The following is a 26,706-nucleotide window of genomic DNA, read 5'->3' as shown; positions in this document are numbered from 1 at the left end:
TGGGTCGGCGCCGAACTCCCCAACAATCGCGAGATTCACCTGCTGACAGCCTATTGACGTGTTACGCGTCACATCAGTAACGTCCGGGCAACCTGAGTGATTGAAACGATTCAATGCGGAGTTGCCATGAGCGAAAAGCGCTCAGTCGTGCTCGTACTCCTGAGGGGGTTCGTAGTGCTCGCCGTACTCGGAAGCATGGCCGCCCTGCCGACGTCCGTGCCCTCCGCGGCGTCGGTGCCGGACGTGCCGTTCTCCGTGAAGGCTCTGACCACGAACGGCCGGGCGAACCCGCTGGGCATCGACGGTGAGGACCCGGTCTTCGGCTGGCAGTTGGCGTCGAACAGGCGGGCGACTTCGCAGCAGGCCTACGAGATCCAGGTCGGACGCACGCCGGGGTCTGCCGATGTGTGGTCGTCCGGAAAGGTGGCGACCGACCGTCAGGTCGGCGTGCGGTACGGCGGTCCTGACCTGGATGCGGCCACCCGTTACTACTGGCGCGTTCGGGCCTGGGACGACAAGGGAGTCGCCAGCCCGTGGAGCGCGCACGCGTACTTCGAGACGGGTCTGCTGGACGCCGGCGACTGGGACGGGGCCCAGTGGATCACTCGCCCTGCGGCTCCCAGCGAGCTGGACAAGTGGACCGACTACACCGCCACGGTCGAGTTCAAGTTGGACAGCGCTGCCTTCGGCATGTTCCTGCGTGCCTCCGATGCGAGCAACGGGTACATGTGGCAGTTCAACGTCACGGGCCCGACCCCGATGCTGAGACTGCACAAGCAGGTCAAGGGCACCTACACAGTGGCTCAGCAGGTGGATCTCGCGCCCTTCGGCTTCACCGACGCCGCTCTCCTCGCCGGCCGGCACACGGTCCGCTACGACGTGGTGGGCACCACCATCAAGACGACCCTCGACGGCAAGCTGGTCAGCACCTTCACGGACTCCACTTTCACCAAGGGCTACATCGGTTTCCGCACCCACGCTTGCTGCGGCGAACGCGGAACCGTCTACGACGCCGTCGTGACCGGCACCGACGGCGGCACGCTGCTCGACACCGACTTCGCCTCCGGCCGGAACCCGTTCACCGGCGGTGAGATCGTCGACTCCGCCCTCGTGGTGTCCGGCACCACGGACGCCCTCTACGGACCCGCGGCCCGGCCGCTGCCGCTGCTGCGCAGGGACTTCGCCACCAAGGCCGGCAAGGAGGTCGCCTCCGCGCGGATCTACGCATCGGCACTCGGCCTCTACGAACTGGAGCTCAACGGCAAGCCGGTCGGCGACCAGGTGCTCGCGCCGGGCTGGACGAACTACCACAAGCGCATCCAGTCCCAGAGCTACGACGTCACGAAGCTGCTCGAAGGCGGCGACAACGTGATCGGCGCTTCCCTGGCGGACGGCTGGTGGGCCGGCAAGGTCGGGCTCGGCTGGAGCCGCCAGTACGGGGACACCCCCGCACTCGTGGCGAAGATGCGCATCACCTACACCGACGGCTCCATCCAGTGGATCGCCACGGACGGTTCGTGGAAGGCGTCGGACGGGCCCTACGTCAAGGCCGATCTGCAGGACGGCGAGACCTATGACGCCCGTCTGGAGCCGTCGGGCTGGAGCCGACCGGGATTCGACGACGCGAAGTGGGAGCCCGCCGCGAGCCTTACGTCCCGGACCGCCCTCCTGGTCCCGCAGAGCGACGAGCCTGTACGCCAGACCCAAGTGCTCCAGGCGCAGAAGATGACCGAGCCGACCCCCGGGACCTACGTTTACGACCTCGGTCAGAACATGGTCGGCGTGTCGCGGCTGACCCTCACCGGCTCCTCCGGCCAGACGGTCAAGATCCGCTACGCGGAGGTGCTCAACAAGAACGGCACCCTATACACCGACAACTTCCGCAGCGCCCGCGTCACCGACCGCTACGTCTTCGCCGAGACCGGAACGGTGACCTACGAACCCACCTTCACCCAGCACGGGTTCCGCTACATAGAGATCACCGGGCTGAACGAGCCTCCCGCGCTCTTCGACGTCAAGGGCGTCGTGTGGGGATCCGACCTCCCGTCCACCGGCACGCTGAAGACCTCGGACACCATGCTCAACCAGCTGGTGAGCAACATCTCCTGGAGCCAGCGCGGCAACTTCCTCTCCATTCCCACCGACACCCCCGCCCGCGACGAACGCCTGGGCTGGACGGGAGACATCAGCCTGTTCGCGCCGACGGCCAACTACCTGGTCGACACCCGCGCGTTCCTGTCCCACTGGATGGCGGACGTGCGCAACTCCCAGTACGCCAACGGTGACCTGCCGGCGGTCGTACCGACGCCTCAGGGTCAGTTCGGCGACAGCGGTGTCGGCTGGTCGGACGTGATGATCACCGTGCCGTACTCGGTGTGGCGTTCCTACGGCGACACCCGCATCCTGCGGGAGAACTACCCCGCCATGCAGAAGTTCTTCCAGTTCGTACGCGACAGCGCCGGACCGGACCTTCTCGAGCCCGGCCGCACCACGTTCTTCACCAACGACTGGCTGCACCTGGACGACCCGACCGAGCAGGGCATCCTGGGCACCGCCTACTACGCCGAGAACGCCCGCATGATGGCCGAGACGGCCAAGGCCCTGGGCGATGACGCGGCGGCGTCCGACTACAGCAAACTCTCCGCCGACATCCGCGACGCCTTCACCAAGGCCTACGTCGCAGCCGACGGCACCGTCAAGCGCAACTCGCAGACCGGATACGCGCTGGCCCTCGGCATGGACCTGGTCAGGGATCCGGCACTGGTCGAGAAGGTCGGCGAGAAGTTCGTGGCCAAACTGGCGGTCACCGACTACCACCTGCGGACCGGCTTCATCGGCACCCCGCTGCTGCTGCCCGCGTTGAGCAAGATCGGCCGGGACGACCTGGCCTACAAGATGCTGCTGCACAAGGACTACCCGTCCTGGGGCTACGAGGTCGCAGGCGGCGCCACCACCATGTGGGAGCGCTGGAACTCGATCATGCCCGACGGCAGCTTCGGCCCGGTCGACATGAACTCCTTCAACCACTACGCCTACGGCGCCGTGGGCGACTGGATGTTCCAGAACCTCGGCGGCCTCTCGGCGATCGACCCCGGCTACAAGCGCTCCCGGATCGCGCCGGTGCCCGGCGGAAACCTGACGGAGGGCTCAGGAAGCCTCAAGACCGTCTACGGCCTTCTGTCGTCGAAGTGGAGCACCGACAACGGCACGTTCGGCCTGAAGGTGACGGTGCCGGTCAACACCGTCGCGGAGGTGCACGTGCCGTCTGAGAGCCGCTGGGCGGTCACTGAGGGCGGCCGACCGGCCGACGCCGCCAAGGGAGTCCGGTTCCTGCGGATGGAGGACGGGGCAGCCGTGTTCGAGGTCGGGTCGGGGTCCTACAGCTTCGGCGTCGACACCGTCCTCGGCGGCCTGGGTGAGGCCAACGAAGCCGCCGGAGAACTGCGTGACCTGGTGGCGAGCCTGGACGCTCCGGGCGCATCGACGGCACGCGAGCAAGCCGGTCAGGTACAGACCTCCGTCGAGGCCGCCTGGACCACCTACGGGGCGGGTGGTGCGCAGAGCACTGACGAACACGTGGACCGGGCCCGGACACGTCTGCTCGACATCGGTGACTGGACCGCCCGGCAGGTGGACCAGGGAACGCTGACAGCCTCCCAGGGAACGGCGGTGCAAGCGCTCATCGACCGCATCGAAAAGGGCCTGTGAATGTGTCCACCTTGTCCATGAACGACGGGTGGTCGGACAGGCGGAGGTGACCGAGGGGCGGCGTGGAGGAGGTGACTGGCATGCGCTGCCGCCATGCCCAGGCTGCAAGAATACGGCACCTAACCGGCGCCTCCTCCGGAATCGGCGCCGCCTACGCCCGCCTCCTCGCAGCCGATTCGGACTTGGTCCTGGTGGCCCGCCGCGCCGACCGGCTGCAGGACCTGGCAGACGAACTCGCGAGACTTCGCGGCTGGTCTGCCGTTCGTCCGCTATTTGTCGACCAGCGACATGTGGTGCTCGTTGTAGCGGTCTCCCCGGACCCCGACCCGACCAGCGAGTTCGTTGAGGTCCGCCAGTTCGTCGGCGGAGAGCGGCAGTTGGGTGGCGCCGATGTTCTCCTCGATGCGCGTGATGCGTCGCGTTCCGGGAATCGGAACGATCGACGGATGCTGCGCGAGCAGCCAGGCCAGCGCGACCTGCCCCGGTGTGGCGTCCTTGGCCTGCGCGAGCGTTGCGATGTGCTCGACGAGAACCTGGTTCGCCGCCCGATTGTCGGCCGTGAACCGTGGAATGGTTGTGCGGACGTCGCCGGCCGTGAACGACGTCGACGCGTCCACCGCCCCGGTCAGGAACCCCTTGCCGAGCGGGCTGAAGGGCACGAATCCGATCCCGAGCGCCGCGCACGTCGGCAGGACCTCTGGCTCGGGATCCCGGGTCCACAGCGAGTACTCGCTCTGCACTGCCGTCACCGGGTGGACCGAGTGAGCACGGCGGATGGTCTCCGCGCCGGCCTCCGAGAGCCCGAAGCACCGGACCTTGCCCTCCTGCACGAGCTCGCCCACCGTGCCGGCGACGTCTTCGATCGGCACCTCCGGATCAACGCGGTGCTGGTAGAACAGGTCGATCGTCTCGACCCCGAGCCGTTCGAGGGAGGCCGTGGCGACGGCCCGGATCTGCTCGGGCCGGCTGTTGAGTCCGACTGAGGCACCGTTCTCGATGCGGAATCCGAACTTGGAGGCGATCACCACTTGGTCACGCACCGGGGCCAGGGCCTCCCCTCCCCGGTCTGCGCCGTGGGGAAGTCGCTCAGCCGGCCGCGATCAGCACTGATTATCACACCCGGCTCGAACAGGGCCGCGTTCAGGCGTCCATGGCCGTCCTCGACGCCCTCCCGCAGGTTCTCCGCCTCGACGGCGATCAGCGCGAGTACGTCCTGACCCTCGCGGGGACCTTGCCTGCGGTCAACCGGAGCACTCGGCAAGAGGTCCAGCCGCAGATGCAGTACCTGCTGGACGACTTCACCCTGACGGCGGGGTTCGTCATCGGGCGCAACACAGGCCTTCTGGCGTGGAACGCCATGGCCGTTGCCGCAGATCGAGATGGCGCCAGGAGGGCTGGGCGGCGCCGTCTGACGCAGTGCGCCAGGGGCGGCTGTCGTTCACCGCAGTCGCCCGAGGTGACGAAGACGATGAAGGCACGGTCGGGGAAGGGCTCGCCCGAGTCGAGGGTCTCCGGTACCGAGTGCGCCACGGCGAGCGACACCGCGCCCCGGAAGCCCGCGAACCCGCTGACGGTGCGTGCCCGGTGCCAGAAGGCCAGTGTCTGGCGACGATGCTCGGCGCGGATGAGACTCGGAGCCACCTGGGCCATGATCAGTCCACTCACGAGGACCGCGAGGACACCCGAGGCGTGGATCAGCTCGGCGAGCAGATACGCCGTGAACGGCGCCACGAACTAAGTCTTGGGGTGCACCGCCAAATGCATCGCGGGCATCCGGCGCCGCGATTTATGATGATCGGATGCTGAGGTTCACCGATGTCATTCTCGACTGCCCCGACCCCTGGAAGCTGGCCGAGTTCTATGCTGAGCTGTTGGGCTGGGAGATCAACACCGACATCAGCCAGAAGGACTGGGTCAACCTGCGCAACGACGGCGTCGAGCTGTCGTTTCAGCGGGTGGAGAACTACCAGCGGCCCAGCTGGCCGGGCCAGGAGCATCCGCAGCAGTTCCACCTCGACTTCGAAGTGGACGAGTTCGAGCCCGAGCAGCGCCGGGTGATCAAGCTGGGCGCCACCCTCCAAAAGAACTTCGTCGGCGAGTCCGGCTACGGCTGGCAGGTCTACATCGACCCGGCCGGGCATCCGTTCTGCCTGTGCCGCAACCCTCCCCAGTCCTGACCGCACACGACGAGAAACCGCCCCGGCTCCGAAATGGAGCCGGGGCGGCGGTCTCGGAGTCTCGGGCCTGTCCTGAGTTGTGTGGAGTCGGGACAGCTGATTTCACGCCACAGGTGTTGCGCGACTTCGGTCGTACGGGACCTGTTTCGCTTCATGGGCCCCGGGGCCGTTCGAACGAGGGCCCTGTCAGGCAGGCACACCCGCGGGCGGCTGCTGGCTGCCGCAGTACCGGCACTTGGTCGCCGCCTCGGGGATGTCCTCTGCCATACAGGCTGGGCAGGTCTTCACCGGCCCTGGCTCACCGAAGACGGTGGCACCGCGGCGAGCCTGGGAATGCTTGTACGGCACAACGATCAGGAAGTACACGACTGCCATGAAGATGAGGAAGTAGATCAGCGCCGAGATGAACTGCCCGATGTCGAGGTACGTCGCGTCGTTCCCCGCCTCCCCGAGTTGCCAGCCCAGTCCGGCGGAGTCACCGCCCTGGAACCGCGCGACGATCGGGTTGATGACGTAGTCGGTGAACGCCTTGATCAGAGTGGAGAAGGCCAGCGCGGTGACCAGACCGACGGCGATCACGATGACGTCGCCGCGCATGAGGAAGTTCTTGAAGCCCTTGAGCACGTTTCTTCTCCCTTTCCGGAGACAGGAGTGCTCAGCACGCTAAGTGCGGACTCAGCCCGGGGATGGTGAGCCACGGCGGTAAGCACCCGGACGGCGGCCTGCGCGTCTGGGCCGTGGGTAATCTGCCCGGGAGAGCCCTGCTGCGCGGCCGCCGATTCCGGTTGTCGACTGCCGCGCGTGGCGCGAGCCGCCCGGCCCGGCGCCAGCTTGAGCCGGTCGGCGAGTTCCGAGTTGCTGAGCCCTTCGGCCAGATGCAGCAGGATCTCGCACTCCCGCCCGGTCAGCCGGTCCAGCCGCGGATGGGTTTGTCTTTCGCCGGTGTCCGGGTTGGGCAATCGGTGCACGCTGCACTCGGCGGAACAGGAGCCTGCGAACCGGTCGGGCAGACCCCGCATCTCGCTGAGTACCTTGCGGCCGGCCTCGGCTACCAGGGGCATCGCCTGGGCGGCCTGGTGGGGTGCGCGTTCCTGGGCTGAAGCACCGTCGGTGCAGCTCCTCCATGGCTTCCTCGACCGGCCTCAGAACCGCTGTGCGGGCGGGGCTCCTGGCGCGCCGACCCGCCCGTGACCCCGCGCACCCTGGCCATGCCGCCCGCGAAACCGGACATCCGGCACCCGATGCTGTGGGGCCGCCGTGCTGCGAAACTGACGTGCGAAAGTGGCCCGACGCCGGGCTCAGAGGTCGCGGACCGTCTTGGTCACATGGTCGAGCAGTGCCCGCAGCTGCGCGGTCTTGTCCGGTCCAAGGTCATCGGTGATGTGGCGCTCGACGTCGGCGATCACTCCGTCGGCCGCGCGCAACGCCTCCCGTCCCGCATCGGTGAGGTGCAGCTCCTGCACGTGCCGGTGGCGCGGGTGCTCGCGTCTCTCCAGTTGTCCACGGCCCTCCAGTCGCGCCACCAGCGAAGCGACAGCTTGGGGAGTCACGTTGAGCCGACGGGCCAGCTCCGCGCCGGCCAGCCCGGGTTCCGCGTGCACCGACATCAGGAGCGCGTAGTGCGCGACTGCCATGCCGAGCGGGCGCAGCCGCTGTTCCTTGAGTGTCTGCACCGCCAGCTCCGCGCGGCGCAACGCCCAGGTCACCCGGTCCAGCGCGTCGAGCCCAACCGGCTCCTCATCATTCCGTATCACGCGAGAAGGATACGGCACTTCATAGTCATCAAACGTTTGACAGCCAATCATCGTTGAAAGATGCTGGTCCCATGACTCGCACCATTGCCTTGATCACTGGCGCCTCCTCCGGCATCGGCGCCGCCTACGCCCGTCTCCTCGTGGACGACCACGACCTCGTCCTGGTGGCCCGGCGCGCCGACCGGCTCAGCGGTCTCGCCGAGGAGCTCGGCTCCCGTGGCGCAGCCGTCGAGGTGCTGCCCGCCGATCTCGCCACCCACGACGGCATTGCCGCTGTTACCGGCCGCCTGGCAGCCGGGGACGTGGGCCTGCTGATCAGCAACGCCGGCGCCGGCGGCTACTCCCCGCTCACCGATGTCGACGTGGCCGACATCGACCCCCTGCTCACCCTCAACGCCGTCGCCCCCATTCACCGTCCGCGCCGCACTTCCCGGAATGCTCGCGGCAGGTGAAGGCACGATCGTCACCGTCGCCTCACTTCTCGCCTTCAGCGCGGGCAGCATGGACCCGCGAGTGCCCCGGCGCACGCTGTACGCCGCCGCCAAGGCCGCGACCCTGGGGTTCACTCGGACACTCGCCGGCGAACTCGCCGACACCCCGGTCCGTGTCCAGGTGGTGTGCCCCGGCGTTGTGGCCACGGACTGGAACAGTGGCGCCGGCCGCAGCATCCCCTGGGCGATGTCGCCCGAGGATGTGGCCTCGGCCAGTCTGACCGGGCTGCGCCTCGGCGAGACCATCTGCGCCCCTGGCCTGGAGGACCAGGACGCCGCCCTAGACGCCTTGCTCGCCGCGGAGACCGCCCTGGTCACGGGCGGCAACCAGTCCACCCTCGCGGCCCGCTACACCGGCCCGCGAGCATAGGGGGTGCCGCAACCGGCGGGGCTGATGGTTCCCAGCGTCTCCTCGGCTCTGGTCCACCACTCGTATCGGATCGACTCGACGCACCTGGCGTCCGCCTCCTCAGCGGATCAGGTCGGCTTGCTGACCCTTCAGCGCGGCGCTGGTCCGCTGCTGCGGCGGACGACGAGGTCGACGGGAACGACCGACTCGGGCTTCGGCGGCTCGGTGGAGCCGTCGATGCGGTTCAGCAGGAGCCGCAGGGACCGGGTGCCGATCTCCGCGAAGTCGGTGCGGACGGTGGTCAGCGGGGGCAGCAGATGGGCGGCCTCCGGGATGTCGTCGTAGCCGACCACGCTGACCTCGTCCGGCACCGGCCGCCCGGCCTCGTGCAGCGCGTGCAGGACGCCGACGGCCATCTGGTCGTTGGAGACGAACACCGCCGTGACGTCCGGCCGCGCGGCGAGCCGGCGCCCCAGGTCGTAGCCGGAGTCGGCGCTCCAGTCACCGACGAGCGGCTCGGGGATCTCGACACCGGCCGCCTCCAGGGTCGAGCGCCAACTGGCCATCCGGTGGTCGGCCGAGGTCCAGCCGGTCGGACCCGCGAGGTGCCGGACGGTGGCGTGGCCGAGCCCGAGGAGGTGCTCGGTGGCCTTGCGGGCCCCGGCCCGGGAGTCGCCGGTGACCAGGTGGGTCTCGCTGTCGAGGCCGTTCTCCAGCACCACCAGCGGGGTGTCCAGGTGGGTGTCGGCCAGGGCCCGGCCCACCCACAGCTGCGGGGCGATGGCGATCACGCCGTCCGCGCCCTCGGCCGACAGCCGGTCCACGGCCTCGATCACCGTGTCGTGGTCGGCCGTGTCGAGGGCGATGGAGCTCACCAGGTAACCGGCCTCCTGCGCCGCCGTGTTGATCGCGGTGAGGACGGAGGCCGGACCGTAGCGGGCGGCGTCGAAGGAGATGACCCCGAGCATCCGGGTCCGGCCGCTGGCCAGCGACCTGGCGCTGCGGCTGGGCCGGTAGCCCAGCGTGCGCATGGCCTCCACGACCGCCTCGCGCGTCGCGGGGCGGACGGACGGATGGTCGTTCAGCACGCGGGAGACGGTCTGCTTGGAGACACCGGCCAGCCGGGCCACGTCGTCCATCACGGGACGCGCGCCCGCGAAGTTCCGTCTGCTGCGCCCCTTCGGAACCGCCCCGTCGGCGGCACTTCGGGTCATGGTGACAGTTTCCTCGACATCGTTACGGCGGCCTCGTCCCGCCCGGCAGGACCACAGCATAGGCGGGACCGTCCCGAGGACTCAGGCGCGCCGAGCCCTCGGGAGCACCCCGGGTCGGCGTCTCAGCCGGCCCGGACCGTCCAGCGGCGGCGGGTGATCCACTCGGCGTGCGTGACGGCGGCGCTCTCCCCGGCACCGACCGCCTCCCGCGGCACATACACGGGTGCGTCCGGGTGCAACGGCAGCACACGCAGCCGTAGCCCCTCGGCGCGCAGGGCGTCGGCGGGCAGCCGGTCGACGCCGATGTCCCAGACACGCCCGGAGAAGAACTGATCGGCCACGAGGGTGTCGCCCACATACGCCCGCCCCACGTCCCCGCTCCAGTGCAGGCGCAGGATCGTCCCCGGCGGCAGATCGTCCGGTACGTCGACGCGGTACTCGGCGGCCACGGTGTCGAAGTACTTGTCCGCGGGCGCGCTCGCCCGGTCCAGCACGCCGGTGGCGGTGTCGGGGGCGGGACCGGCGGGCCGGACCAGGGTGACCGGGACGCAGGCGCCATCGGCAGCGAAGCCGCCATCGGCCGCGTAACGGGTGAACACCCCGTCCGCCGACACGCTCATCGACGCCCCGTCCACCACCGGCGCCCGCTCCGGCGCGGGCAGCACCGCGAACGACACCGGCGCGGCCGAGCCGTGCAGCCGTACCTCCTCCCGGCCGAACGAGTCGAAGACGACCCCCGCCTCGCACAGCACCAGCCGCTCGGCGCCCCAGGCCATGCCCCGGTAGGCGGTGCGTGCCGTCGCCGCGTCCAGGACCAGCAGACCGACCCGGCCGCCGTCCGCCGTCTCCACCTTGACCAGAGCGCCGGTACCGGGCCGCAGCCCGGTCACCATGACCCGGCCGCCGACGGGGGTGACGTCCCCGGACGGCGTGCTGACCGACGTCACCGTGGCCGCGTCCAGGGCGAGTTCGGGGGCGATGCCCTCGGTCGCGGCCAGCACCAGGACCGTACGACCGTCCACGTCGACCGTGCACACCGGCTGGGCGGTGGCCCACTCCAGCCGCAGCCCCGCCACGTCGAGCCGCAGCGGCCAGCAGAAGTAGGCACCGCGCGGCACGGTGACGGGAGCGGCCGGCAGGGTCAAGGGGCCCCCGTCACCGGGGAATTCGACCGTGAACGACGTCTCCGGGTGGTCCGGCAGGGGCTCGTGCGGCTGATGGTTGTTGACGAACAGGAACCCCGAGGTGCCGTCGGTGCGCACCGCCCACCGCAGGGTGTCCCGGTCGTCCTGCCCGCTCGGCCGGCGCTCCGGCAGCACGGACTCCATCGGCGCGATGCGGTCGCCGAAGTCGGCCAGCAGCAGGTGCTGGAGCCGCAGTTCGTGGTACGTCGGCCGGTACTGGCCGTACTCGCCGAGCGGCGCCTGGAAGTCGTACGTCAGGACCGGCAGGTCGTTGGGATAGCCGGTGGCGTGGGACTCCTGCAGGGTGGTGAGCTCACCGGCGGGGTTCGTGCCGCCGTGGAACATGTAGAAGCCCTGCCAGACCGAACCGCAGCCGATCTTGGTGAGGCCCAGCGCGCCGATGTCCTCCGCGTCGACGCGCGGCCGCCGGTGGTACGACACCGCCATGCCGCCGCCCAACTCGCAGGTGGTCCAGGGAAAGCGGTCCGCGAAGGCGTCCGGGTCGCCGCCGCGCACGGTCGTGGGCCTCAGATCGGCGCCGATGCCCTCGTCGTCGCGCTGGTGGGTGAAGAAGAAGTGCTTGCGGCAGGTGTCGGGCCAGCCGCCGTCCGCTTCGGTCCAGAACGTCTCGGTGTAGCCGCCGTACAGCGGCAGCAGCTCATCGGGCGGGAGCTGGACCCCGCCCCAGGCCGTCGACGTCCACAACGGGGCGCTCATGCCGGCCTCTTGGGCCATCCGCTTGAGGGTGAGGAGGTGGCCGGGCTGGTCGTAGAGCTCGTTCTCGATCTGGATCGCCACGATCGGGCCGCCGTGGGCCCGGTCGAGGCCTCGCAGTTGCTCGGCGATGGCCGCGAACCAGGTGCGTACGGGCTCCAGATAGGCCGGGTCGTCGGTGCGCGGGGTGCAGTCGCGGGCCAGCAGCCAGTCGGGCAGGCCTCCGCCCCGGACTTCCGCGTGGGACCAGGGGCCGACGCGCGGGATGAAGTCGAGGCCGTGCCGGGCGCACAGTTCGGCGAAGCGGCGCAGGTCGCGGTCACCGTCGAAGCGGACGCGGCCCTCGATCTCCTCGTGGTGGATCCAGATGATGTAACTGGCGACGGCGGTCACCCCGCCCGCCTTCATCTTCAGCAGCTCCTCCTCCCATTCGGCGGCCGGAAAGCGGGAGTAGTGGAACTCGCCGGAGACCGGGAACCAGGGGCGGCCGCCGCGCGTGAGCCAACGGCTGTTGACCTCGATGGGATCGGGGACCCCGGGGGCGTCGGCGAAGGGCAGATGCCCGGTCAGCGGGGGACCGGCGGGGAAGGGGACGCGCAGGTGGTGCGGGTGGGCCATCAGTTGTTCTCCGGTCCGAGGTCGGGGGTGTCGGTGAGCCGGGCGCGGGTGCCGGTCGTGGCGTGCAGCTCCAGCAGGACGAGCTCGTTGCGGCCGGGGCGCAGTACCGGGCCGGGGACGTACAGGGTGCGCTGTGGGCCGCGGTTCCAGTAGCGGCCGAGGTGGAAGCCGTTGACCCACGCCTGGCCCTTGGTCCAGCCGGGCAGGGCGAGGAACGTGTCGGTCGGCGTGTCCACCTCGAACGTGCCGTGGTGGAAGGCGGGAACGGCGTCCGTGTCCGCGTCGGACCGCACGAACGGCACCGCATCCAGGTCGCCCAGCGGGACGGGCCGGCACTCCCAGCCCTGCAGGGCGGCGCCCTGGAAGGACACCGGGCCGAGCAGCCCCTTGGGCGCGCCGATGCGCGGCCCGTAGTTGACCCCGCCCTGGTTCTCCACCAGGACCTCGAGGACGGCACCGGGCTCTGGAACCCGCACGGGCAGCGTCTCGTCGTGGCGCTCGCGTTCCAGTACGCCGACGGAGGCGCCGTCCACGAAGACCTGGGCGCGGTCGCCGACGCCGCCCGCGAAGTGCAGCAGACCGTCGCCGGAGGCGGGAACGGTGGTGCGGTACAGGACGTACCCGGAGTGCACCCCGAGTTCGTTCATCGTCACCGGGTCCTGGGTGCGCACCGCTCCGTCCAGTGTGCGGAGATACGGCAGCAGCGGCGCCCGGCGGTCCAAGTCGACGGCGACGGGCGGAAGTTTGGCTCCCTGCGCCGGCGCCGGCTCGTCGGGGACCGGCGCGTGCCGGGCGATGACCTCGCGGAACGCGTGGTACTTGGGGCTCGGGTCGCCGCATTCGGTGAGCGGGGCGTCGTAGTCGTACGACGTGACGGTGGGCGCGTAGGTGTGGTGGTGGTTGGCGCCGTTGGTGAAGCCGAAGTTGGTGCCGCCGTGGAACATGTAGAGGTTGACGGAGGCGCCCGCGGACAGCAGCCGGTCGAGGTCGGCCGCGGCGTCTTCCGCCGACCGGACGTGGTGCGGCCCGCCCCAGTGGTCGAACCAGCCGATCCAGAACTCGGAGCACATCAGCGGGCCTTCGGGCCGGTGGGCGCGCAATGCGGCCAGATGCTCGTCGATCCGGCTGCCGAAGGTGGCGGTGGCGACCGTGCCGGGCAGGCTGCCGGCGGCCAGGTGTTCGGCATTGGCCTGGTCGCAGGTGAACAGCAGTTCGTCGACACCACGGGAGCGCAGGGCCTGTTCGACGTGCTTGAGGTACGCGGTGTCGTCGCCGTAGGCCCCGTACTCGTTCTCCACCTGCACGGCGATCACCGGACCGCCGTTCGCGGCGAGGTGCGGCAGCAGCGGAGGCAGCAGTTGGTCGAGGTAACGGTCGAAGGCCTCGGTGAAGCGCGGGTCGCTGGTGCGCAGCCGGATGCCGGGGTCCGAGACGAGCCACGCGGGCAGCCCGCCGTCGTCCCACTCGGCGCAGATGTACGGCCCGGGGCGCAGCAGGACGTGCAGGCCCTCCGCCCGCGCCAGGCTGAGGAAGCGGGGCAGGTCGAGCAGTCCGTCGAGGACGAGCGTGCCGGGTTCGGGCTCGTGGAGGTTCCAGGGCAGATACGTCTCGACGGTGTTGAGGCCCATCAGCCGGGCCTTGCGCAGCCGGTCGGTCCACTGGTCCGGGTGGACGCGGAAGTAGTGCAGGGCCCCGGAGATGATCCGGAACGGCTCGCCGTGCAGGAGGAAACCGTCGGACGACGTGGTCAGAGCGGGCATTCGGGGCTTCCCTTCGGGTTCGGAATGCGGGGCCTTGCTCCAGGGGGTCGAACGGGGTTCGGCCGGTGGGGGTTCAGCGGTTTCAGCGCGTTGGGGGTTCAGCGGGCATAGTGCGGTGAGGTTCAGCGGGTTCGAGTGCTGCGGATCAGCCAGAGCGTCGCGGCCAGGCACAACGCCGAGACGCCGCACAGCAGCAGCGGGACCGCGCGGATGCCGGCCTCTTCGATGGCCTTGCCGAGTGCCGGGCCCGCGGCCACTCCGCCCACCATGGAGGCGGCGATGACCAGGGCTCCGGCGCGCCGGGCACGCGGGGCCGCGCGGTGCAGCCAGGGCAGGCCGGTGGGGAAGATCGGGGCGATGAACAGACCGACACCGGCGTACGCGTACGGGGCCAGGGCCGGTATCGAGGCGAGCAGCAGACAGACCGTCATACCCGCGCAGGAGACCGCGATGATCGTCTGTGCCGAGAAGCGCAGGGCGATCGGGGCGACCAGGAACCGGCCGACGGTCATCATCAGCCAGTAGACGGAGGTGGCGGTCGCGGCGGCCCCGGCGCCGTAGCCGACGGTCTCCAGGTGCGTGGGCTCCCAGCCGCCTACGCCCGCCTCGATGCCCACATGCAGGACGTACAGCGCCACGAACACCGCGAGGACGGAGCCCAGGCTGCGGCCGAGGACTCGCGCACCGGCGGAAGCCGGAGCGTCAGTCGGTTGCGGCGCCTGGTTGCGTACGCCCTTCAGACACAGCAGCAATGGCAGGTTGGCCAGCGCGAACCCGAGGAAGACGGCCGGATAGTGCGTGGAGCCGACCGCGCCGATCAGCGCCGGGCCGAGGATCGCGCCGATGCCGAAATGCGCGTTGAGGATGTTCAGCATCGCGGTCGACCGGTGGCCGAAGCCGACCGCGAACAGCTGGTTGAGGCCGTAGTCAATGCCGCCGAAGCCGAGCCCGGCGAGAAGGGCCATGGCCAGCGCGGAAGGCCAGTTCGGCGCCAGCGCGAAGCCCGCCGCACCGACGGCCATCAGCAGATACGAGGCGCCGAGGATCTGCCGGTTGCCGAGCCGGCCGTAGAGCCGGTCGAACAGCAGCACACCGGCCACGCCGCCGACGAAGTGGGCGCTCAGCCCCAGCCCGGCGGCCGAGGGCGTCAGCCCGAACTCCTCGCGGAAGGCGGGGATGGCCGGCCCGTACAGGGCCTGGAGGGCGCCGATGAGGACGAAGCCCACGCAGGAGGCGACCACGGCGGCGGGGCTGAAGATCGGGGCGTCCGGCTGTGCGGATGCCATGGGCCTGGTGTCGACGACGCGCTTTTCCCCCGGCACGGCACACCTTTCGTTGGGTCCGACAGCCAGTGATGTTACCGGTAACATTCGGCGCGTCAAGATTCTGGACGGAGGTAGACGGAGGTGGACGGAGAGGGTAATCGGACTGTCCCGGATTGGACTGTTCGTCCAGGAGCTGGACGTGTAGTCTAGTGATCCTGGATGTGGCAGCGAGGAGGGTGTCGGTGGACGAAGCGAGCGTCGAGCCCGAGCGGGACGCGATCATCGCCACGCTGACGCCCGTCATCGACGGGCTCGCGGCGACTTTCGGCCCGATGTGCGAGGTGGTTCTCCATGACTACCGACGGCCGGAGAAGTCGGTGGTCGCCCTCGCCGGCTCGGTGACGGGTCGTGCGGTGGGCGGGGCGATGAGTGAGATCGGCATGCGGATCGTCGCCCGTGGCGAGGACGCGGGCGACGAACTGAACTACGTCACCCGGACCCGGACCGGGAAGACCGTCAAGTCGTCCACGATGGTGCTGCGGGATTCCACCGGCGCGGTGTTCGGCGCGGTGTGCGTGAACCTGGACGTCTCCGCGGTCACCGAAGCCCGCACCCTGCTCGGAGCGCTCGCCGGCATCGGCGGGACCTCCGCCGAGCTGCCCGTCACCACCTTCGGCAACGACATCGACTCCGTCGTCGACGTCATCCTCGACGACCACCACCTGGGGCGGCACCAGAGCTGGGCGGGCCTCGACCGTGCGGCACGCCTGGAGCTGTTCCGCAGCCTGGACGAGCGGGGGGTGTTCGCGGTGCGCCGCTCGGTCGAGCAGGTGGCCGGCCGGCTCGGCATCTCCCGCGCCTCCGCGTACAGCTACCTCGCCCAGGCCCGGGCGGCGTCCGACACCACCTCCGACACCCGTTCCGACACCACGTCCGACACCCGTTCGGACACCGCTTCCGACTCCGCTGGAGGGCACGCGTGACGACTACCACCCCGCCGGTCACCCTCGACGACATCCGTGACGCGGCCACCCGGCTCAAGGGCGTCGCGCACCGCACGCCGGTGCTGCGCTCGCGCACGCTGGACGCGCTCGTCGGCGCCGAGGTCTTCCTCAAGTGCGAGAACTTCCAGCGCGTAGGGGCCTTCAAGTTCCGCGGCGCCTACAACGCGGCCTCCCGGCTCGCCCCGGAGCAACTGGCCCGGGGCATCGCCGCCTACTCCTCCGGGAACCACGCCCAGGCCGTCGCCCTGGCCGCCCGGGAGCTCGGCACCACCGCGGTGATCGTCATGCCCGAGGACGCTCCGCCCTCCAAGCGGGACGCCACCGCGGGCTACGGCGCCGAGATCGTGTCGTACGACCGCTACACCGGCGACCGTGTGGCCATCGCCGAGGCTCTGGCCGCCGAACGGGGCCTGGCGCTGATCCCGCCCTACGAGCACCCGCACGTGATCGCCGGGCAGGGCACCGCCGCTCTCGAACTCCTCGAAGAAGTGGGGGAGTTGGATGCCCTGATGACACCGGTCGGCGGCGGCGGACTGATCGCCGGGAGCGCCACGGCGGCCAAGGGTCTGTACGCGGGCATCCGCGTGATCGGCGTCGAGCCGGAGGCCGGGGACGACACGAAGCGGTCCCTGGAGGCGGGTCGGCGCGTCGCGATCCCGGTGCCGCACACCATCGCCGACGGCCAGGCGCTGCACACCCCCGGCGAACTGACCTTCTCCATGAACCGGCTGCTCGTCGACGCCATCGCCCTGGTGTCCGACGACGAGATCCGGGACGCCATGCGCTTCGCGTTCGAACGCCTGAAGATCGTCGTCGAGCCCAGCGGTGCCACTCCGCTGGCCGCCCTGCTCGCCGGCCGCGCGGGCCCCCTCCCGCGCCGGGTCGGCGTGATCATCTCGGGAGGGAACGTCGACGCCGAGCGCTTCGCCCGGCTCTGCCGGACCGTGGCCTGACACCGGCCCAGGGCCTGTCCGGCGGATCATGCCGCAGACTCGGGGTCGCCGTGACACCAGCCGCTTCGCGGCGGGCGCCGATCTGCCGCGTTGTCGTCGGTTGCCGACTCCCCTACGCTCGAACAACCTCGCGCGGGGCGACCCCCATCGCGTCGCCCGCCGCGGCAGCGGCTGATGTCACAGCCTCCTCCGCCTTGCAGCTGGACGCTCCCCCACGCTCGAATGCGCTCGCGCGGGGGACCCCATCGCCCCCTCACCTGCGGTGACGAGGCGCCGTTGCTTTCCTGCGGCCTGATCCGCCGGACAGGCCCTGGCCGTCACCCGAATGGCGGCGCCGGGTGGACAGGCGGACGATGGAGTGGTGGGGCGCGGCCCCCGCCGGTGCCGTTCGTGGTGAGCGGGCGACGGAGACCGGCCCCGGCCGTACCTACAACGGCCGGAAGGGAGACCCGTGATGCTTGAGATAAAGACGCTCGACAAGCCGGACGAGCGCCGCGATTTCCCCCGGGGCCACCTGGAAGCCGTCCACCTCACCGGACTGGACTTCGCCGTGGCGACCTTCGAACCGGGCTGGCGCTGGACGGAGTCCGTGGCGCCGATAGCGGGCACGGACAGCTGCCAGATCCACCACAACGGCTACATCGTCCAGGGACGTCTGCGCGTCCGCATGGACGACGGTGCCGAGGGCGAGCTGGGTCCCGGTGACGTCTTCGTGTGCCCGCCGGGGCACGACGCCTGGGTCGTCGGCGACGAGCAGGTCGTCGCGTACGACTTCGCGGGAGCCATGGCGAAGGAGTACGCGAAGTCGGACTGATCCTGCTCGCGGGCGCGCGCCTCACACGGTGACGACGATCTTCGCGCGTGCGTGCTCCTCTTCCACGTGCCGGATGGCCGCGGCCGCCTCACTGAGGGGATACGTCCGTTCGATGACCGGGGTGATCTTCCCCGACTCGGCGAGCTCCCGGAGCGCCGCGAGGTTCTCCTTGCGGGCCTTCGCCGGGAGCTCGAGCAACCGCTGACGGACCAAGGGGGACACCAGGCGCCGCTTGAAGAAGAGCGACATGGGGCCGAGGAGGCTGCCGCCCTCGTACACGCCCCCGCCGGACAGCACGAGCGTGCCGGTCGGGGTCAGCGCACGCCGGAACTCGCTCAGCGAGCGATTGCCCACCAGGTCCAGGACGACGTCGTACCGACGCCCGCCGCGCGTGAAATCCTCCTGGGTGTAGTCGACGACGTGGTCCGCGCCGAGCGACCGGACGAGCTCCACGTTCCTCGTCCGGCACACGCCGGTGACCTCCGCGCCGTACGCCTTGGCGATCTGCACGGCGAACGTGCCGACCCCACCCGAGGCCCCGTTCACCAGGACCGTCTGACCCGCCCGCACCCCGGCCACGTCCCGCAGACCGATGAGGGCCGTGTTCGCGGCCAGAGGCATCGCGGCGGCCTGTTCGAACGTGAAGCCCGCCGGCTTCAGGTCCACCGCGCCGTCCTGGACACACACGAACTCCGCGAACGCCCCGTCGGCCTCGCCGAACACCTCGTCACCGGGGTGGAGCCCCTTGACCTCGCTGCCGACCGCCTCCACCCGGCCCGCGAAGTCCCTGCCCCGGATCTTCGCCTTCGGCGCGCGGATCCCGAGCACCAGGCGTGCGATCTTCGGATCGCCGTGCATGAGGTGCCAGTCGTACGCGTTGACCGAGGCCGCGTGCACCCGTACCAGCACCTCGCGGGCCGCGGGCACCGGCTGATCGACCTCTCTGAACTCCAACTCGTCCACCGTGCCGTACCGGTGCTGGATCACTGCCTTCATGGGTCCCCCCTTTGTTACTGCGGAGCGTAGGGACAAAGAGGCGGCACGGACATCAGGGACAAGCCCCAGTTCTCCCGGAGAAAACCCGGAAACCCACCCCGGTCGCGGTGCTGTACCCGCAGTCGGCGGCGTAGTCAGACAGGCAGAAGGCGTCCGACGATGTCCCCGAGCTGCCGCGCGCTGCGGCACTCGTGCATTTCGACCAGTTCGGCGTAGGCAGGGGCCGCGGAGTCGCCCGTGCCCCATTGGGAGCGTGCTTCCGGGTTCAACCAGTAGACGCGGCGGGCCCGTTCGGTGAGGTGGCGTACGGCCGGGAGGTTCGGGTCGCTCATGTTCGTACGGGCGTCCCCGAGGACGAACACGGTCGTGCGCGGGCCGACCGCGTCGCCGTACCGCTCCGCGAACTCGCCCAGCGCGACGCCGTAGTCGCTGCTGCCGTGCCAGCCCGTGAGGGTGGCCTCCGCGCGGATCCGGGCTCCGAGTCCCTCCGCGTCGGCCGCGCCGTGTACGAGCAGCCGGGTCACCTCGTCGATCCGGTTGACGAAGGCGAACACCCGCACCTTGCTGAACTGATCGTGCAGCGCCTGCACCAGCAGCATCGTGAAGTCCGAGAACCCGGACACCGAGCCCGACACATCGCACAGCAGCACCAGTTCGGGGCGGACGGGACGGCGTCGGCGCAGCACGGGTTTCATCGGCACGCCGCCCGTCGACAGCGACCCGCGCAGGGTGCGGCGCAGATCGATCGTGCCGCGTGCCGCCCGGCGCCGGCGGGCCGCCAGCCGGGTGGCCAGCTTGCGGGCGAGCGGCTGTACCGTCCTGCGCAGTTCGGCCAGTTGCGCCTTGCCCGCGAACAGGAAGTCGACCCGGTCGGCGGTCGGTGCCACCGCCCGCCGGGCGATCTCGTCCCGGCCGCGCCGCTCGGCGACCCGGCGCCGCGCCTGATCGGCCACCATCCCCCGGAACGCCTCGATGCGCCGCCGGATCTCGTCCTCGAGCAGCCGGTCGGTGAATCCCGAACCGCCGTGCTGCGCACGGAGGTTGTCGCGGACGCGCGCGAGCAGTGTCTGCGGGCGGAGCCGGTCGAGCGTCTGGTGCGACGACCAGCCGTCCGACGCCGGAGAGGAACCGTATCCGCCGAAGCCGTCGACCGCCTCGGCCGCCAGCCGGCCCATCAAGGCCCGGTCGTCGGCGGCCAGCGCGGCCGCGAGCCGGTCACGCACGTCGTCCCGGTCCGTGGGCTCCTGCTCGGGCCCGCCCACGCCCCGCGGGAAGTACAGGTCGAAGACCGGGTCGAACACCGGCCGCTGGGCGGTGCCGTGCAGCAGCGTCGCGGCCAACCCCTCCCGCAGCCGCTCACGGTCCGCCAGGCCCAGCGCCGCCACCGCCTCGGCCGCGTCCACGGTTTCGCCGGTGCCGATCCGGATGCCGTGCGCGCGCAGCGCCCCGACCAGGGACGTCAGCCGCTCGGCGACGCCTGCCGGTGTGCTCACAGGGCGTCCAGGTCCAGTTTGGCGGTCGCCTTCAGGACATCGTCCTGATGCTTGAGCAGCACCCCCAGGCTGTCGCGGACGACTGTCTCGTCCAGCGTGTCGGCGCCCAGCGCGAGAAGCGTGCGCGCCCAGTCGATGGTCTCCGCGACCGACGGCACCTTGCGCAGGTCCAGGGCCCGCAACGCCCCCACGACGCGGACCACCGAGCGGGCCAGCGCCTCGTCCAGTCCGGGCACCTTCAGCCGGACGATCCGGCGTTCCAACTCCTCGTCCGGGAAACCGATGTGCAGGAACAGGCAGCGGCGGCGCAAGGCCTCGGACAGCTCGCGGCTCGCGTTCGAGGTGAGGACGACGAAGGGACGGCGGGTCGCGGTGATCGTGCCCAGCTCGGGGACGGTGACCTGGAAGTCGCTGAGCACCTCCAGGAGCAGGCCCTCCACCTCGACGTCCGCCTTGTCGGTCTCGTCGATCAGCAGGACCTTGGGCTCGTCGCCGCGGATGGCGGTCAGCAGCGGGCGGGGGAGCAGGAACTCCTCACTGAAGATGTCCGTGCGCGTCTCGTCCCACGACTCGTCGCGGCCCGCGCTGATGCGCAGCAACTGTTTGGCGTGGTTCCACTCGTACAGCGCCCGGGACTCGTCGACGCCCTCGTAGCACTGCAGGCGCACCAGCCGTGCCTGAGCGACCTGCGCCACGGCCTTGGCGAGCTCGGTCTTGCCGACCCCGGCCGGCCCCTCGACGAGCAGTGGCTTGCCCAGACGGTCGGCGAGGAAGACGGTCGTGGCGACCGCGGGCGACGCGAGGTAACCGGTCTCGGCGAGACGCGCGGAGACGTCGTCGACGGATGTGAACAACGGGGCCTCCCGCTCGGCGGCGATACCTGGTCGGTCATCTATCTAAGCGCTTGTTCACCGCCTCTGTCACCCGAAACGGTCTTCGACGGCGCCGGCGCCCGCGCCGGCGCGCGGGTGTTGAAGGTGCCGCGACCGAGGCAGAGGGTGACCCCGTCCAGAGCGGTCACGCAGGACCCGTATCGGGGGGTGTACTCAGTGACACGCCGGGAGTCCCTGCCCACGCTCCTCCTGCAGGATTCGTGACAGGGCCGTGACCGGAGGTATGGCCTCCGCCATAGCCCGATCGGCGCCGTCCTGATCGACTCGGCGGATGCACAGAAGCACCGCCGTGGCGACCCTGGCCGCCACCGTCGCCCTCGCCCTGACCGGGTGCGGAAGCACCCGCGCCGACGGCGGGTCGCGGCCCACGACCTCCGGCCCGAGCAGCTCCGCCCCGACGTCGTCATCGCCGCAGCCGCGTCACATCAGCGCCGAGCTGCGGAAGCTGGAAGACACCGCCTGCGGTACGACGGCACCGCGGCCGTCGGACGAAGGGACCTCCTCACCACCCGCGACGGAAGCGGTGGGGGACCAGCCCCCCAACTACGCGGACAACAACGCCTACCGGCGCGCCACGCCCCTGAAGGGTCTCTCCGTCTGCCGTGGCGAGGCCCACGTGAAGCGGCTGACCGAGAAGCTCAAGGACTTCCCCGTCGACAAGGTCCCAGTCGACACCGAACTCTCCCGCCTCGGCTACGGCTACGAGGTCGAGCAGCTCCGGACCGTGGAGAACACCGTCCAGTTCGTCATCGGCCTGGACGGCGTGTGCGTCACGGGGACGCTGGTGCCGAGCCACCGGAACACCGTCGAGGCGCACGGCCCCTACATGGAGGGCGGCTGCGTCGAGCCTGCCTACGGGCACTGAAGGCGCAAGGACGAGGCCTACAGGTGCTGACCGCTCACCAGCACCACCTCCAGGGTGCGCGGACCGTGCACCCCCTCGACCCGGTCCAGCTCGATGTCGCTGGTCGCCGACGGCCCGGAGATCCAGGTCAACGGGCGGGCCGGGTCGAGGCGTTCGAGGGCCTGAGGGACCGAGGAGACGACCTGCTCGGGGACCCGTACGACACAGATGTGGTGGTCGGGGACGAGGGTGATACGGCGGCGCCCCTGGTCGGGCGAACCGTCCAGCACGATCGTGCCGGTCTCGGCGACGGCCACCGCGCACGCCGTGACCACGCTGTCGACCCGGTCCAGCTCGTGCGGGGTGCTCTCCGCACGGTCGGGGACCCGCTCGGCCTCCGCCTCCGCGAGCCACTCCGGATCCAGGCCCGGCGGGACGAGCACTGCCTTCGCGCCCCGCGCGGCCAGCATGCCGGCGATCGTCGCCGGCAGGTCGGCGGCGATGCAGCGGTGCACGATCGCCCGGTAGTCCGCCAGGTTCTCGGCCAGCAGATCCACCGTCTGCTCGACACTCCGGTCACCGTGCTCGCGCAGATAGTCGCGCGGAACTGCCCGCTCGTACTCGGGGTCCCTCCCAGGCCGTTCAGGCACTGGGGGAGTGTCGTCCTGTCGTACGTCCTCTACGTCCGCCAGCGCGCGCCGCACCCGGCCCAGGATCCGCTCCCTGCTGCTGCTCACTTCGCGCCGTCCCTTCCGCCGTGTGTGCGTTGCCACCAGTCGCGGAACGGCTCGGCCGGTACCGGTGGCAGGTCTCGTGTGCCGCTCCACGCGCTGCCGGGGCCCGGGAGGGTGCGGGGATGCAGGCGTCGGGTGCGCGACGCGAGCCGCTGGCCCGTGCGCAGGGCGGCCGGGCGCGTGAACGCCCAGCGTGCCGCGCGCATGGCCGCCCGCTCGGCGGCATGCCCCTTCGCGGGCTTGAGTACCACCTTGTTGCCCTCCCGCGTCACCGGCCCGCCCTCCACGACCCGCTCCCGCAGATGCACCAGCACCTCTGGGATGTCGATGGCGACCGGGCACACCTCGTAGCAGGCCCCGCACAGTGAGGACGCGTAGGGCAGCGAGGCGTCGATCTCGCTTGCCGTGCCCCGCAGTTGGGGGCTGAGGATCGCGCCGATGGGGCCCGGGTAGACCGAGCCGTAGGCGTGGCCGCCGGCCCGCTCGTACACCGGGCAGACGTTGAGACACGCCGAGCAGCGGATGCAGCGCAGGGCCTGGCGGCCGACCTCGTCGGCGAGGGTGTCGGTGCGGCCGTTGTCGAGCAGGACCAGGTGGAAGGTCTGCGGCCCGTCCCCGTCCGTCGTACCCGTCCAGGTCGAGGTGTACGGGTTCATGCGCTCGGCCGTCGAGGAGCGGGGGAGTGTCTGCAGGAACACCTCCAGGTCCCGCCAGGTCGGCACGATCTTCTCGATGCCGACGACCGAGATGAGGGTCTCGGGGAGGGTCAGGCACATCCGCCCGTTGCCCTCGGACTCCACGACGACCAGCGTGCCGGTCTCGGCGACCATGAAGTTGGCGCCGGAGATGCCGACCTTGGCGCGCAGGAACTTCTCACGGAGGTGGAGGCGGGCGGCCTCGGCGAGTTCGGCGGGCGTGTCGGTGAGGCCTTCGGGCGCCGGGCGCCCCCACTCGCTCATCTCGCGCGCGAAGATGTCCCGGATCTCGCCCCGGTTGCGGTGGATCGCCGGGACGAGGATGTGGGAGGGCCGGTCCTTGCCCAACTGCACGATCAGTTCGGCGAGATCGGTCTCGTAGGCGTGGATTCCCTCTTCGAGAAGGGCCTCATTGAGCCCGATCTCCTGCGTGGCCATCGACTTGACCTTGACGACCTCCGACTCGCCCGTCTGCTGGACGAGTTCGGTCACGATCCGGTTGGCCTCGTCGGCGTCGGCGGCCCAGTGGACGGTGCCGCCGGCCGCCGTGACCGACTCCTCCAACTGCTCCAGATAGCGGTCGAGATGACGGAGCGTATGGTCCTTGATCCGCTTGCCCGCGTCCCGCAACTCCGCCCAGTCGGAGACCTCCGCGACGGCCTTGGCCCGCTTGGCGCGGATCGTGTGCGTGGCGTGGCGCAGATTGCCACGCAGGGTCGGGTTGTTGACCGCCTCGTGCGCGGCCTTCGGGAAGGCCGGCATCCCTACGAACGTGCCGCTCATGCCGCCGGTTCCTCCTCCGTGCTCGCCAGGATCTCCGCGATGTGCACGGGCCGCATGCCCGTCTTGAGCCGGGTCATCGTCCCGCCGATGTGCATCAGACAGGAGTTGTCCGCCGCGCACAGCACATCCGCACCGGTCGACTCGGCGTTGCGCACCTTGTCGGCACCCATCGCCGCCGAGACATCGGAGTTCTTCAGCGCGAAGGTGCCGCCGAAGCCACAGCACTCGTCGGCCCCCGGCAACTCGACCAGCTCCAGCCCCTTCACGGCCTGGAGCAGCCGCCGGGGCCGCTCGCCCAGGCCCAGCCCGCGCAGCCCGTGGCAGGTCGGGTGGTACGTCACCGTGTGCGGGTAGTACGCCCCGACGTCCGTCACCCCCAGCACGTCCACCAGGAACTCCGTGAGCTCGTACGTCTTCGGCACGACCGGCGCCAAGGTGGCGGAGAGGGTGTCCCCGCGCCCCTCGGCCCGGGCCCGCTCACCCATCCGCGGATACAGCTCCCGCACCATCGCCCCGCAGGACCCGGACGGCGTCACGATCGCCTCGTAGTCCCGGAAGACATCGGAGAAATGCCGGGCCAGCGGTTCCGCCTCATGCCGGTACCCGGTGTTGTAGTGCGCCTGCCCGCAGCAGGTCTGGGCCATCGGGAAGTCGATCTCGACGCCCAGCCTGGTCAGCAGTTTCACCACGGCGCGCCCGGTGTCCGGATAGAGCGTGTCGTTGACACAGGTCAGGAACAGGGCGACACGCATCGCGGCTCCTAGTGGTCGATCATCGGATGAGTGCAGCGTAGTCCGGGCCGGTGGCCCGGGGGAGTCCCCGTCACCCCACGGCGAGCCTCGCCTGCGCCTCGCGCCACCGGGCCGTGTCGCCCCGCGGCTCGTACCGCGTCAGCGGCTGCGTACGGGTGAGCAGTCCGCGCATCCCCGCCAGGTCGCCGACGAGTCCGTGGGCCCGGGCCTGGACCAGGACGTTGCCGAGTGCGGCCGCCTCCGTCGGGCCCGCGACGACCGGCAGCCCGCAGGCGTCGGCCGTCAGCTGGCACAGCAGGGCGTTGCGCGTCCCGCCGCCGACGACGTACACGACGTCGACCGGATGGCCGGCCAGCCGCTGCGCGTCCTCGACGGCCCTGCGGTGGGCCAGGGCGAGGGAGTCGAGGATGCAGCGCGTGACTTCGGCGGGGGACTCGGGCACCGGCTGCCCCGAGGCACGGCAGGCCTCGGCGATCCGCTCAGGCATCCGGCCCGGCGCCATGAACGCCGCGTCACCCGCGTCCACGACCGACCGCAGCGCCGGCACCTTGGCCGCGTCGAGCAGCAGCCCGCCCAACTCGGGGTCACCCCAGGCCCGTACGCACTCCTGGAGCAGCCACAGGCCCATGATGTTGCGCAGATACCGGACCGTGCCGTCCAGCCCCAGCTCGTTGGTGAAGTTGGCCCGGCGGCTCTCCTCCGTCAGCACCGGCGCGTCCAGTTCCAGGCCCGCCAGGGACCAGGTGCCGGTGCAGATGTACGCGAACCGCTCGCCCCCCGCCGGGACGGCCGCCACCGCGGACGCGGTGTCGTGCGAACCCACCGTCGTCACCGGGACCGGTCCGGCCAGCCCGGTCTCCTCCAGCACCGCCGGCCGCAGCACACCCGCCGGGTCGCCGGGCTGCCGCAGCGGCGCGAACAGGCCGAGGTCGATGCCGAGCCGGGAGGCGACGTCGGACGACCACGTGCGCGTGCGCGGGTCGATCAACTGGGTGGTGGAGGCGTTGGTCAGCTCGGTGCCCTGCTCGCCCGTGAGCCAGTACGTCAGCAGGTCGGGGATGAGCAACAACCGCTCGGCATACGACAGTTGAGCCGACGACCGGGCCGCGAGCAGCTGGTACAGCGTGTTGAAGGGCGCGTACTGCAGCCCGGTCGCCGCGTACAGCTCGTCGGCGGGCACCGTCGCCCACACCTTCTCCGCGATCCCCTCGGTCCGGGAGTCCCGGTAGTGCACGGGGTTGCCGAGCAGTGCCCCGTCGGCGTCCAGCAGGCCGTAGTCCACGGCCCAGCTGTCGATGCCGACGGAGTCGACCTGCCCCGCCGCCCGGAGCCCGTCCAGGACGCCCCCGTACAGCGAGAGCACGTCCCAGCGCAGCCCTTCGGGCGGCACCCTGACTGGCCGGTTGGGGAAGCGGTGCGCCTCGGTCAGCTCCAGGCTGTCGGGGCCGACGCGGCCGACCATGACACGCCCACTGGAGGCGCCCAGGTCGACCGCGGCGTACGACTTCACG

General features: G+C 70.7%; 22 protein-coding genes and 2 pseudogenes. 8 read left to right on the top strand and 16 right to left on the bottom strand.

The features are described from left to right. Positions 1-126: 126 nt before the first annotated feature. Entirely contained in the window at positions 127-3,708 is a 3,582-nt protein-coding gene (locus CLM62_RS43235) for a family 78 glycoside hydrolase catalytic domain (protein ID WP_218835669.1), read from the top strand. A 269-nt stretch (positions 3,709-3,977) separates the two neighbouring features. On the opposite strand, the gene CLM62_RS43225 is transcribed toward CLM62_RS43235, so the two are convergent. Next, positions 3,978-4,757, bottom strand: a complete 780-nt coding sequence (locus tag CLM62_RS43225) for an aldo/keto reductase (protein WP_095755360.1) — start codon at positions 4,755-4,757, stop codon at positions 3,978-3,980. Between CLM62_RS43225 and CLM62_RS53345 the strand changes: the two are divergent. Next, a pseudogene (locus CLM62_RS53345) lies at positions 4,688-4,855 on the top strand (hypothetical protein); the annotation flags it as partial. The gene CLM62_RS43225 and the pseudogene CLM62_RS53345 overlap by 70 nt on opposite strands. Positions 4,856-4,905: 50 nt before the next feature. Here CLM62_RS53345 and CLM62_RS50505 read toward each other — a convergent pair. After that, positions 4,906-5,439, bottom strand: coding sequence for a hypothetical protein (locus CLM62_RS50505; protein WP_179382468.1), 534 nt, complete (start codon positions 5,437-5,439; stop codon positions 4,906-4,908). Positions 5,440-5,507: 68 nt separating this feature from the next. On the opposite strand from CLM62_RS50505, the gene CLM62_RS43210 reads away from it, so the two are divergent. Next, positions 5,508-5,885 (top strand): VOC family protein, encoded by a 378-nt coding sequence (locus CLM62_RS43210; RefSeq protein WP_095755359.1) that lies wholly within the window; start codon positions 5,508-5,510, stop codon positions 5,883-5,885. A 186-nt stretch (positions 5,886-6,071) separates the two neighbouring features. On the opposite strand, the gene CLM62_RS43205 is transcribed toward CLM62_RS43210, so the two are convergent. The 3 genes from CLM62_RS43205 to CLM62_RS43195 form a co-directional block, all read right to left on the bottom strand. After that, complete coding sequence (locus tag CLM62_RS43205; protein WP_095755358.1) at positions 6,072-6,509, bottom strand: MscL family protein; 438 nt, start codon at positions 6,507-6,509, stop codon at positions 6,072-6,074. Then, complete coding sequence (locus tag CLM62_RS49120) at positions 6,461-6,904, bottom strand: LuxR C-terminal-related transcriptional regulator (protein ID WP_257004428.1); 444 nt, start codon at positions 6,902-6,904, stop codon at positions 6,461-6,463. Before CLM62_RS49120 ends, CLM62_RS43205 begins: the two co-directional genes overlap by 49 nt. 279 nt (positions 6,905-7,183) lie before the next feature. Next, positions 7,184-7,639 (bottom strand): MarR family winged helix-turn-helix transcriptional regulator, encoded by a 456-nt coding sequence (locus CLM62_RS43195; protein WP_095755356.1) that lies wholly within the window; start codon positions 7,637-7,639, stop codon positions 7,184-7,186. 71 nt (positions 7,640-7,710) lie between these two features. Here CLM62_RS43195 and CLM62_RS53340 point away from each other — a divergent pair. Further along, positions 7,711-8,500, top strand: a pseudogene (locus CLM62_RS53340) (SDR family NAD(P)-dependent oxidoreductase). A gap of 128 nt (positions 8,501-8,628) precedes the next feature. Here the strand turns inward: CLM62_RS53340 and CLM62_RS43185 are convergent. From CLM62_RS43185 to CLM62_RS43170, 4 genes are all read right to left on the bottom strand, one after another. Further along, entirely contained in the window at positions 8,629-9,693 is a 1,065-nt protein-coding gene (locus CLM62_RS43185; RefSeq protein WP_095755355.1) for a LacI family DNA-binding transcriptional regulator, read from the bottom strand. A 122-nt stretch (positions 9,694-9,815) separates the two neighbouring features. Then, positions 9,816-12,209 (bottom strand): beta-galactosidase, encoded by a 2,394-nt coding sequence (locus CLM62_RS43180; RefSeq protein WP_095755354.1) that lies wholly within the window; start codon positions 12,207-12,209, stop codon positions 9,816-9,818. Beyond that, positions 12,209-13,969 (bottom strand): glycoside hydrolase family 35 protein, encoded by a 1,761-nt coding sequence (locus tag CLM62_RS43175; RefSeq protein WP_095755353.1) that lies wholly within the window; start codon positions 13,967-13,969, stop codon positions 12,209-12,211. The genes CLM62_RS43180 and CLM62_RS43175 overlap by 1 nt, the downstream gene beginning before the upstream one ends. Before the next feature lie 122 nt (positions 13,970-14,091). After that, a complete protein-coding gene (locus CLM62_RS43170; RefSeq protein WP_179382467.1) occupies positions 14,092-15,255 on the bottom strand; it encodes a sugar MFS transporter in 1,164 nt (387 codons plus the stop codon). Between the two features lie 221 nt (positions 15,256-15,476). On the opposite strand from CLM62_RS43170, the gene CLM62_RS43165 reads away from it, so the two are divergent. From CLM62_RS43165 to CLM62_RS43155, 3 genes are all read left to right on the top strand, one after another. Further along, complete coding sequence (locus CLM62_RS43165; protein WP_373559243.1) at positions 15,477-16,217, top strand: transcriptional regulator; 741 nt, start codon at positions 15,477-15,479, stop codon at positions 16,215-16,217. Then, complete coding sequence (locus tag CLM62_RS43160; protein WP_095755351.1) at positions 16,214-17,191, top strand: threo-3-hydroxy-L-aspartate ammonia-lyase; 978 nt, start codon at positions 16,214-16,216, stop codon at positions 17,189-17,191. The genes CLM62_RS43165 and CLM62_RS43160 overlap by 4 nt, the downstream gene beginning before the upstream one ends. A 454-nt stretch (positions 17,192-17,645) precedes the next feature. Next, positions 17,646-18,005: a cupin domain-containing protein gene (locus tag CLM62_RS43155; RefSeq protein ID WP_095755350.1), complete on the top strand. Its 360-nt coding sequence runs from the start codon at positions 17,646-17,648 to the stop codon at positions 18,003-18,005. Positions 18,006-18,026: 21 nt separating this feature from the next. Here the strand turns inward: CLM62_RS43155 and CLM62_RS43150 are convergent, their stop codons facing one another. From CLM62_RS43150 to CLM62_RS43140, 3 genes are all read right to left on the bottom strand, one after another. After that, a complete protein-coding gene (locus tag CLM62_RS43150; protein WP_095755349.1) occupies positions 18,027-19,001 on the bottom strand; it encodes an NAD(P)-dependent alcohol dehydrogenase in 975 nt (324 codons plus the stop codon). Between the two features lie 134 nt (positions 19,002-19,135). Then, positions 19,136-20,494, bottom strand: a complete 1,359-nt coding sequence (locus tag CLM62_RS43145; RefSeq protein ID WP_095755348.1) for a VWA domain-containing protein — start codon at positions 20,492-20,494, stop codon at positions 19,136-19,138. After that, complete coding sequence (locus CLM62_RS43140) at positions 20,491-21,348, bottom strand: MoxR family ATPase (RefSeq protein WP_095755347.1); 858 nt, start codon at positions 21,346-21,348, stop codon at positions 20,491-20,493. The genes CLM62_RS43145 and CLM62_RS43140 overlap by 4 nt, the downstream gene beginning before the upstream one ends. Before the next feature lie 310 nt (positions 21,349-21,658). Here CLM62_RS43140 and CLM62_RS43135 point away from each other — a divergent pair, with 310 nt between their 5' ends. After that, positions 21,659-22,252: a hypothetical protein gene (locus CLM62_RS43135; RefSeq protein WP_095755346.1), complete on the top strand. Its 594-nt coding sequence runs from the start codon at positions 21,659-21,661 to the stop codon at positions 22,250-22,252. Positions 22,253-22,269: 17 nt separating this feature from the next. Here CLM62_RS43135 and CLM62_RS43130 read toward each other — a convergent pair whose 3' ends face one another. The 4 genes from CLM62_RS43130 to CLM62_RS43115 form a co-directional block, all read right to left on the bottom strand. Next, positions 22,270-22,968: an LUD domain-containing protein gene (locus CLM62_RS43130; protein WP_095755345.1), complete on the bottom strand. Its 699-nt coding sequence runs from the start codon at positions 22,966-22,968 to the stop codon at positions 22,270-22,272. Beyond that, positions 22,965-24,443 carry a LutB/LldF family L-lactate oxidation iron-sulfur protein gene (locus tag CLM62_RS43125; RefSeq protein ID WP_095755344.1) on the bottom strand — a complete coding sequence of 493 codons (1,479 nt, stop codon included), beginning with the start codon at positions 24,441-24,443 and terminating at the stop codon, positions 22,965-22,967. Before CLM62_RS43125 ends, CLM62_RS43130 begins: the two co-directional genes overlap by 4 nt. Further along, a complete protein-coding gene (locus CLM62_RS43120; RefSeq protein WP_095755343.1) occupies positions 24,440-25,195 on the bottom strand; it encodes a (Fe-S)-binding protein in 756 nt (251 codons plus the stop codon). Before CLM62_RS43120 ends, CLM62_RS43125 begins: the two co-directional genes overlap by 4 nt. 70 nt (positions 25,196-25,265) lie before the next feature. Continuing rightward, complete coding sequence (locus tag CLM62_RS43115) at positions 25,266-26,705, bottom strand: rhamnulokinase family protein (RefSeq protein ID WP_179382465.1); 1,440 nt, start codon at positions 26,703-26,705, stop codon at positions 25,266-25,268. Position 26,706: the final 1 nt, after the last annotated feature.

Source organism: Streptomyces sp. SA15, from assembly GCF_002291145.1.
Lineage (GTDB): Bacteria > Actinomycetota > Actinomycetes > Streptomycetales > Streptomycetaceae > Streptomyces.
Note: the sequence above shows the minus strand (reverse complement) of the source record. Positions and strands in the feature narration are given on the sequence as shown.

What these genes read in the sequence shown, in the direction of transcription:
- CLM62_RS43170 (WP_179382467.1), bottom strand. Translation starts at nt 15,255, where the DNA reads ATGGCATCCGCACAGCCGGACGCCCCGATCTTCAGCCCCGCCGCCGTG.
- CLM62_RS43120 (WP_095755343.1), bottom strand. Translation starts at nt 25,195, where the DNA reads ATGCGTGTCGCCCTGTTCCTGACCTGTGTCAACGACACGCTCTATCCG.
- CLM62_RS43150 (WP_095755349.1), bottom strand. Translation starts at nt 19,001, where the DNA reads ATGAAGGCAGTGATCCAGCACCGGTACGGCACGGTGGACGAGTTGGAG.
- CLM62_RS43210 (WP_095755359.1), top strand. Translation starts at nt 5,508, where the DNA reads ATGCTGAGGTTCACCGATGTCATTCTCGACTGCCCCGACCCCTGGAAG.
- CLM62_RS43175 (WP_095755353.1), bottom strand. Translation starts at nt 13,969, where the DNA reads ATGCCCGCTCTGACCACGTCGTCCGACGGTTTCCTCCTGCACGGCGAG.
- CLM62_RS49120 (WP_257004428.1), bottom strand. Translation starts at nt 6,904, where the DNA reads ATGCGGGGTCTGCCCGACCGGTTCGCAGGCTCCTGTTCCGCCGAGTGC.
- CLM62_RS43125 (WP_095755344.1), bottom strand. Translation starts at nt 24,443, where the DNA reads ATGAGCGGCACGTTCGTAGGGATGCCGGCCTTCCCGAAGGCCGCGCAC.
- CLM62_RS43180 (WP_095755354.1), bottom strand. Translation starts at nt 12,209, where the DNA reads ATGGCCCACCCGCACCACCTGCGCGTCCCCTTCCCCGCCGGTCCCCCG.
- CLM62_RS43235 (WP_218835669.1), top strand. Translation starts at nt 127, where the DNA reads ATGAGCGAAAAGCGCTCAGTCGTGCTCGTACTCCTGAGGGGGTTCGTA.
- CLM62_RS43185 (WP_095755355.1), bottom strand. Translation starts at nt 9,693, where the DNA reads ATGACCCGAAGTGCCGCCGACGGGGCGGTTCCGAAGGGGCGCAGCAGA.
- CLM62_RS43135 (WP_095755346.1), top strand. Translation starts at nt 21,659, where the DNA reads ATGCACAGAAGCACCGCCGTGGCGACCCTGGCCGCCACCGTCGCCCTC.
- CLM62_RS43155 (WP_095755350.1), top strand. Translation starts at nt 17,646, where the DNA reads ATGCTTGAGATAAAGACGCTCGACAAGCCGGACGAGCGCCGCGATTTC.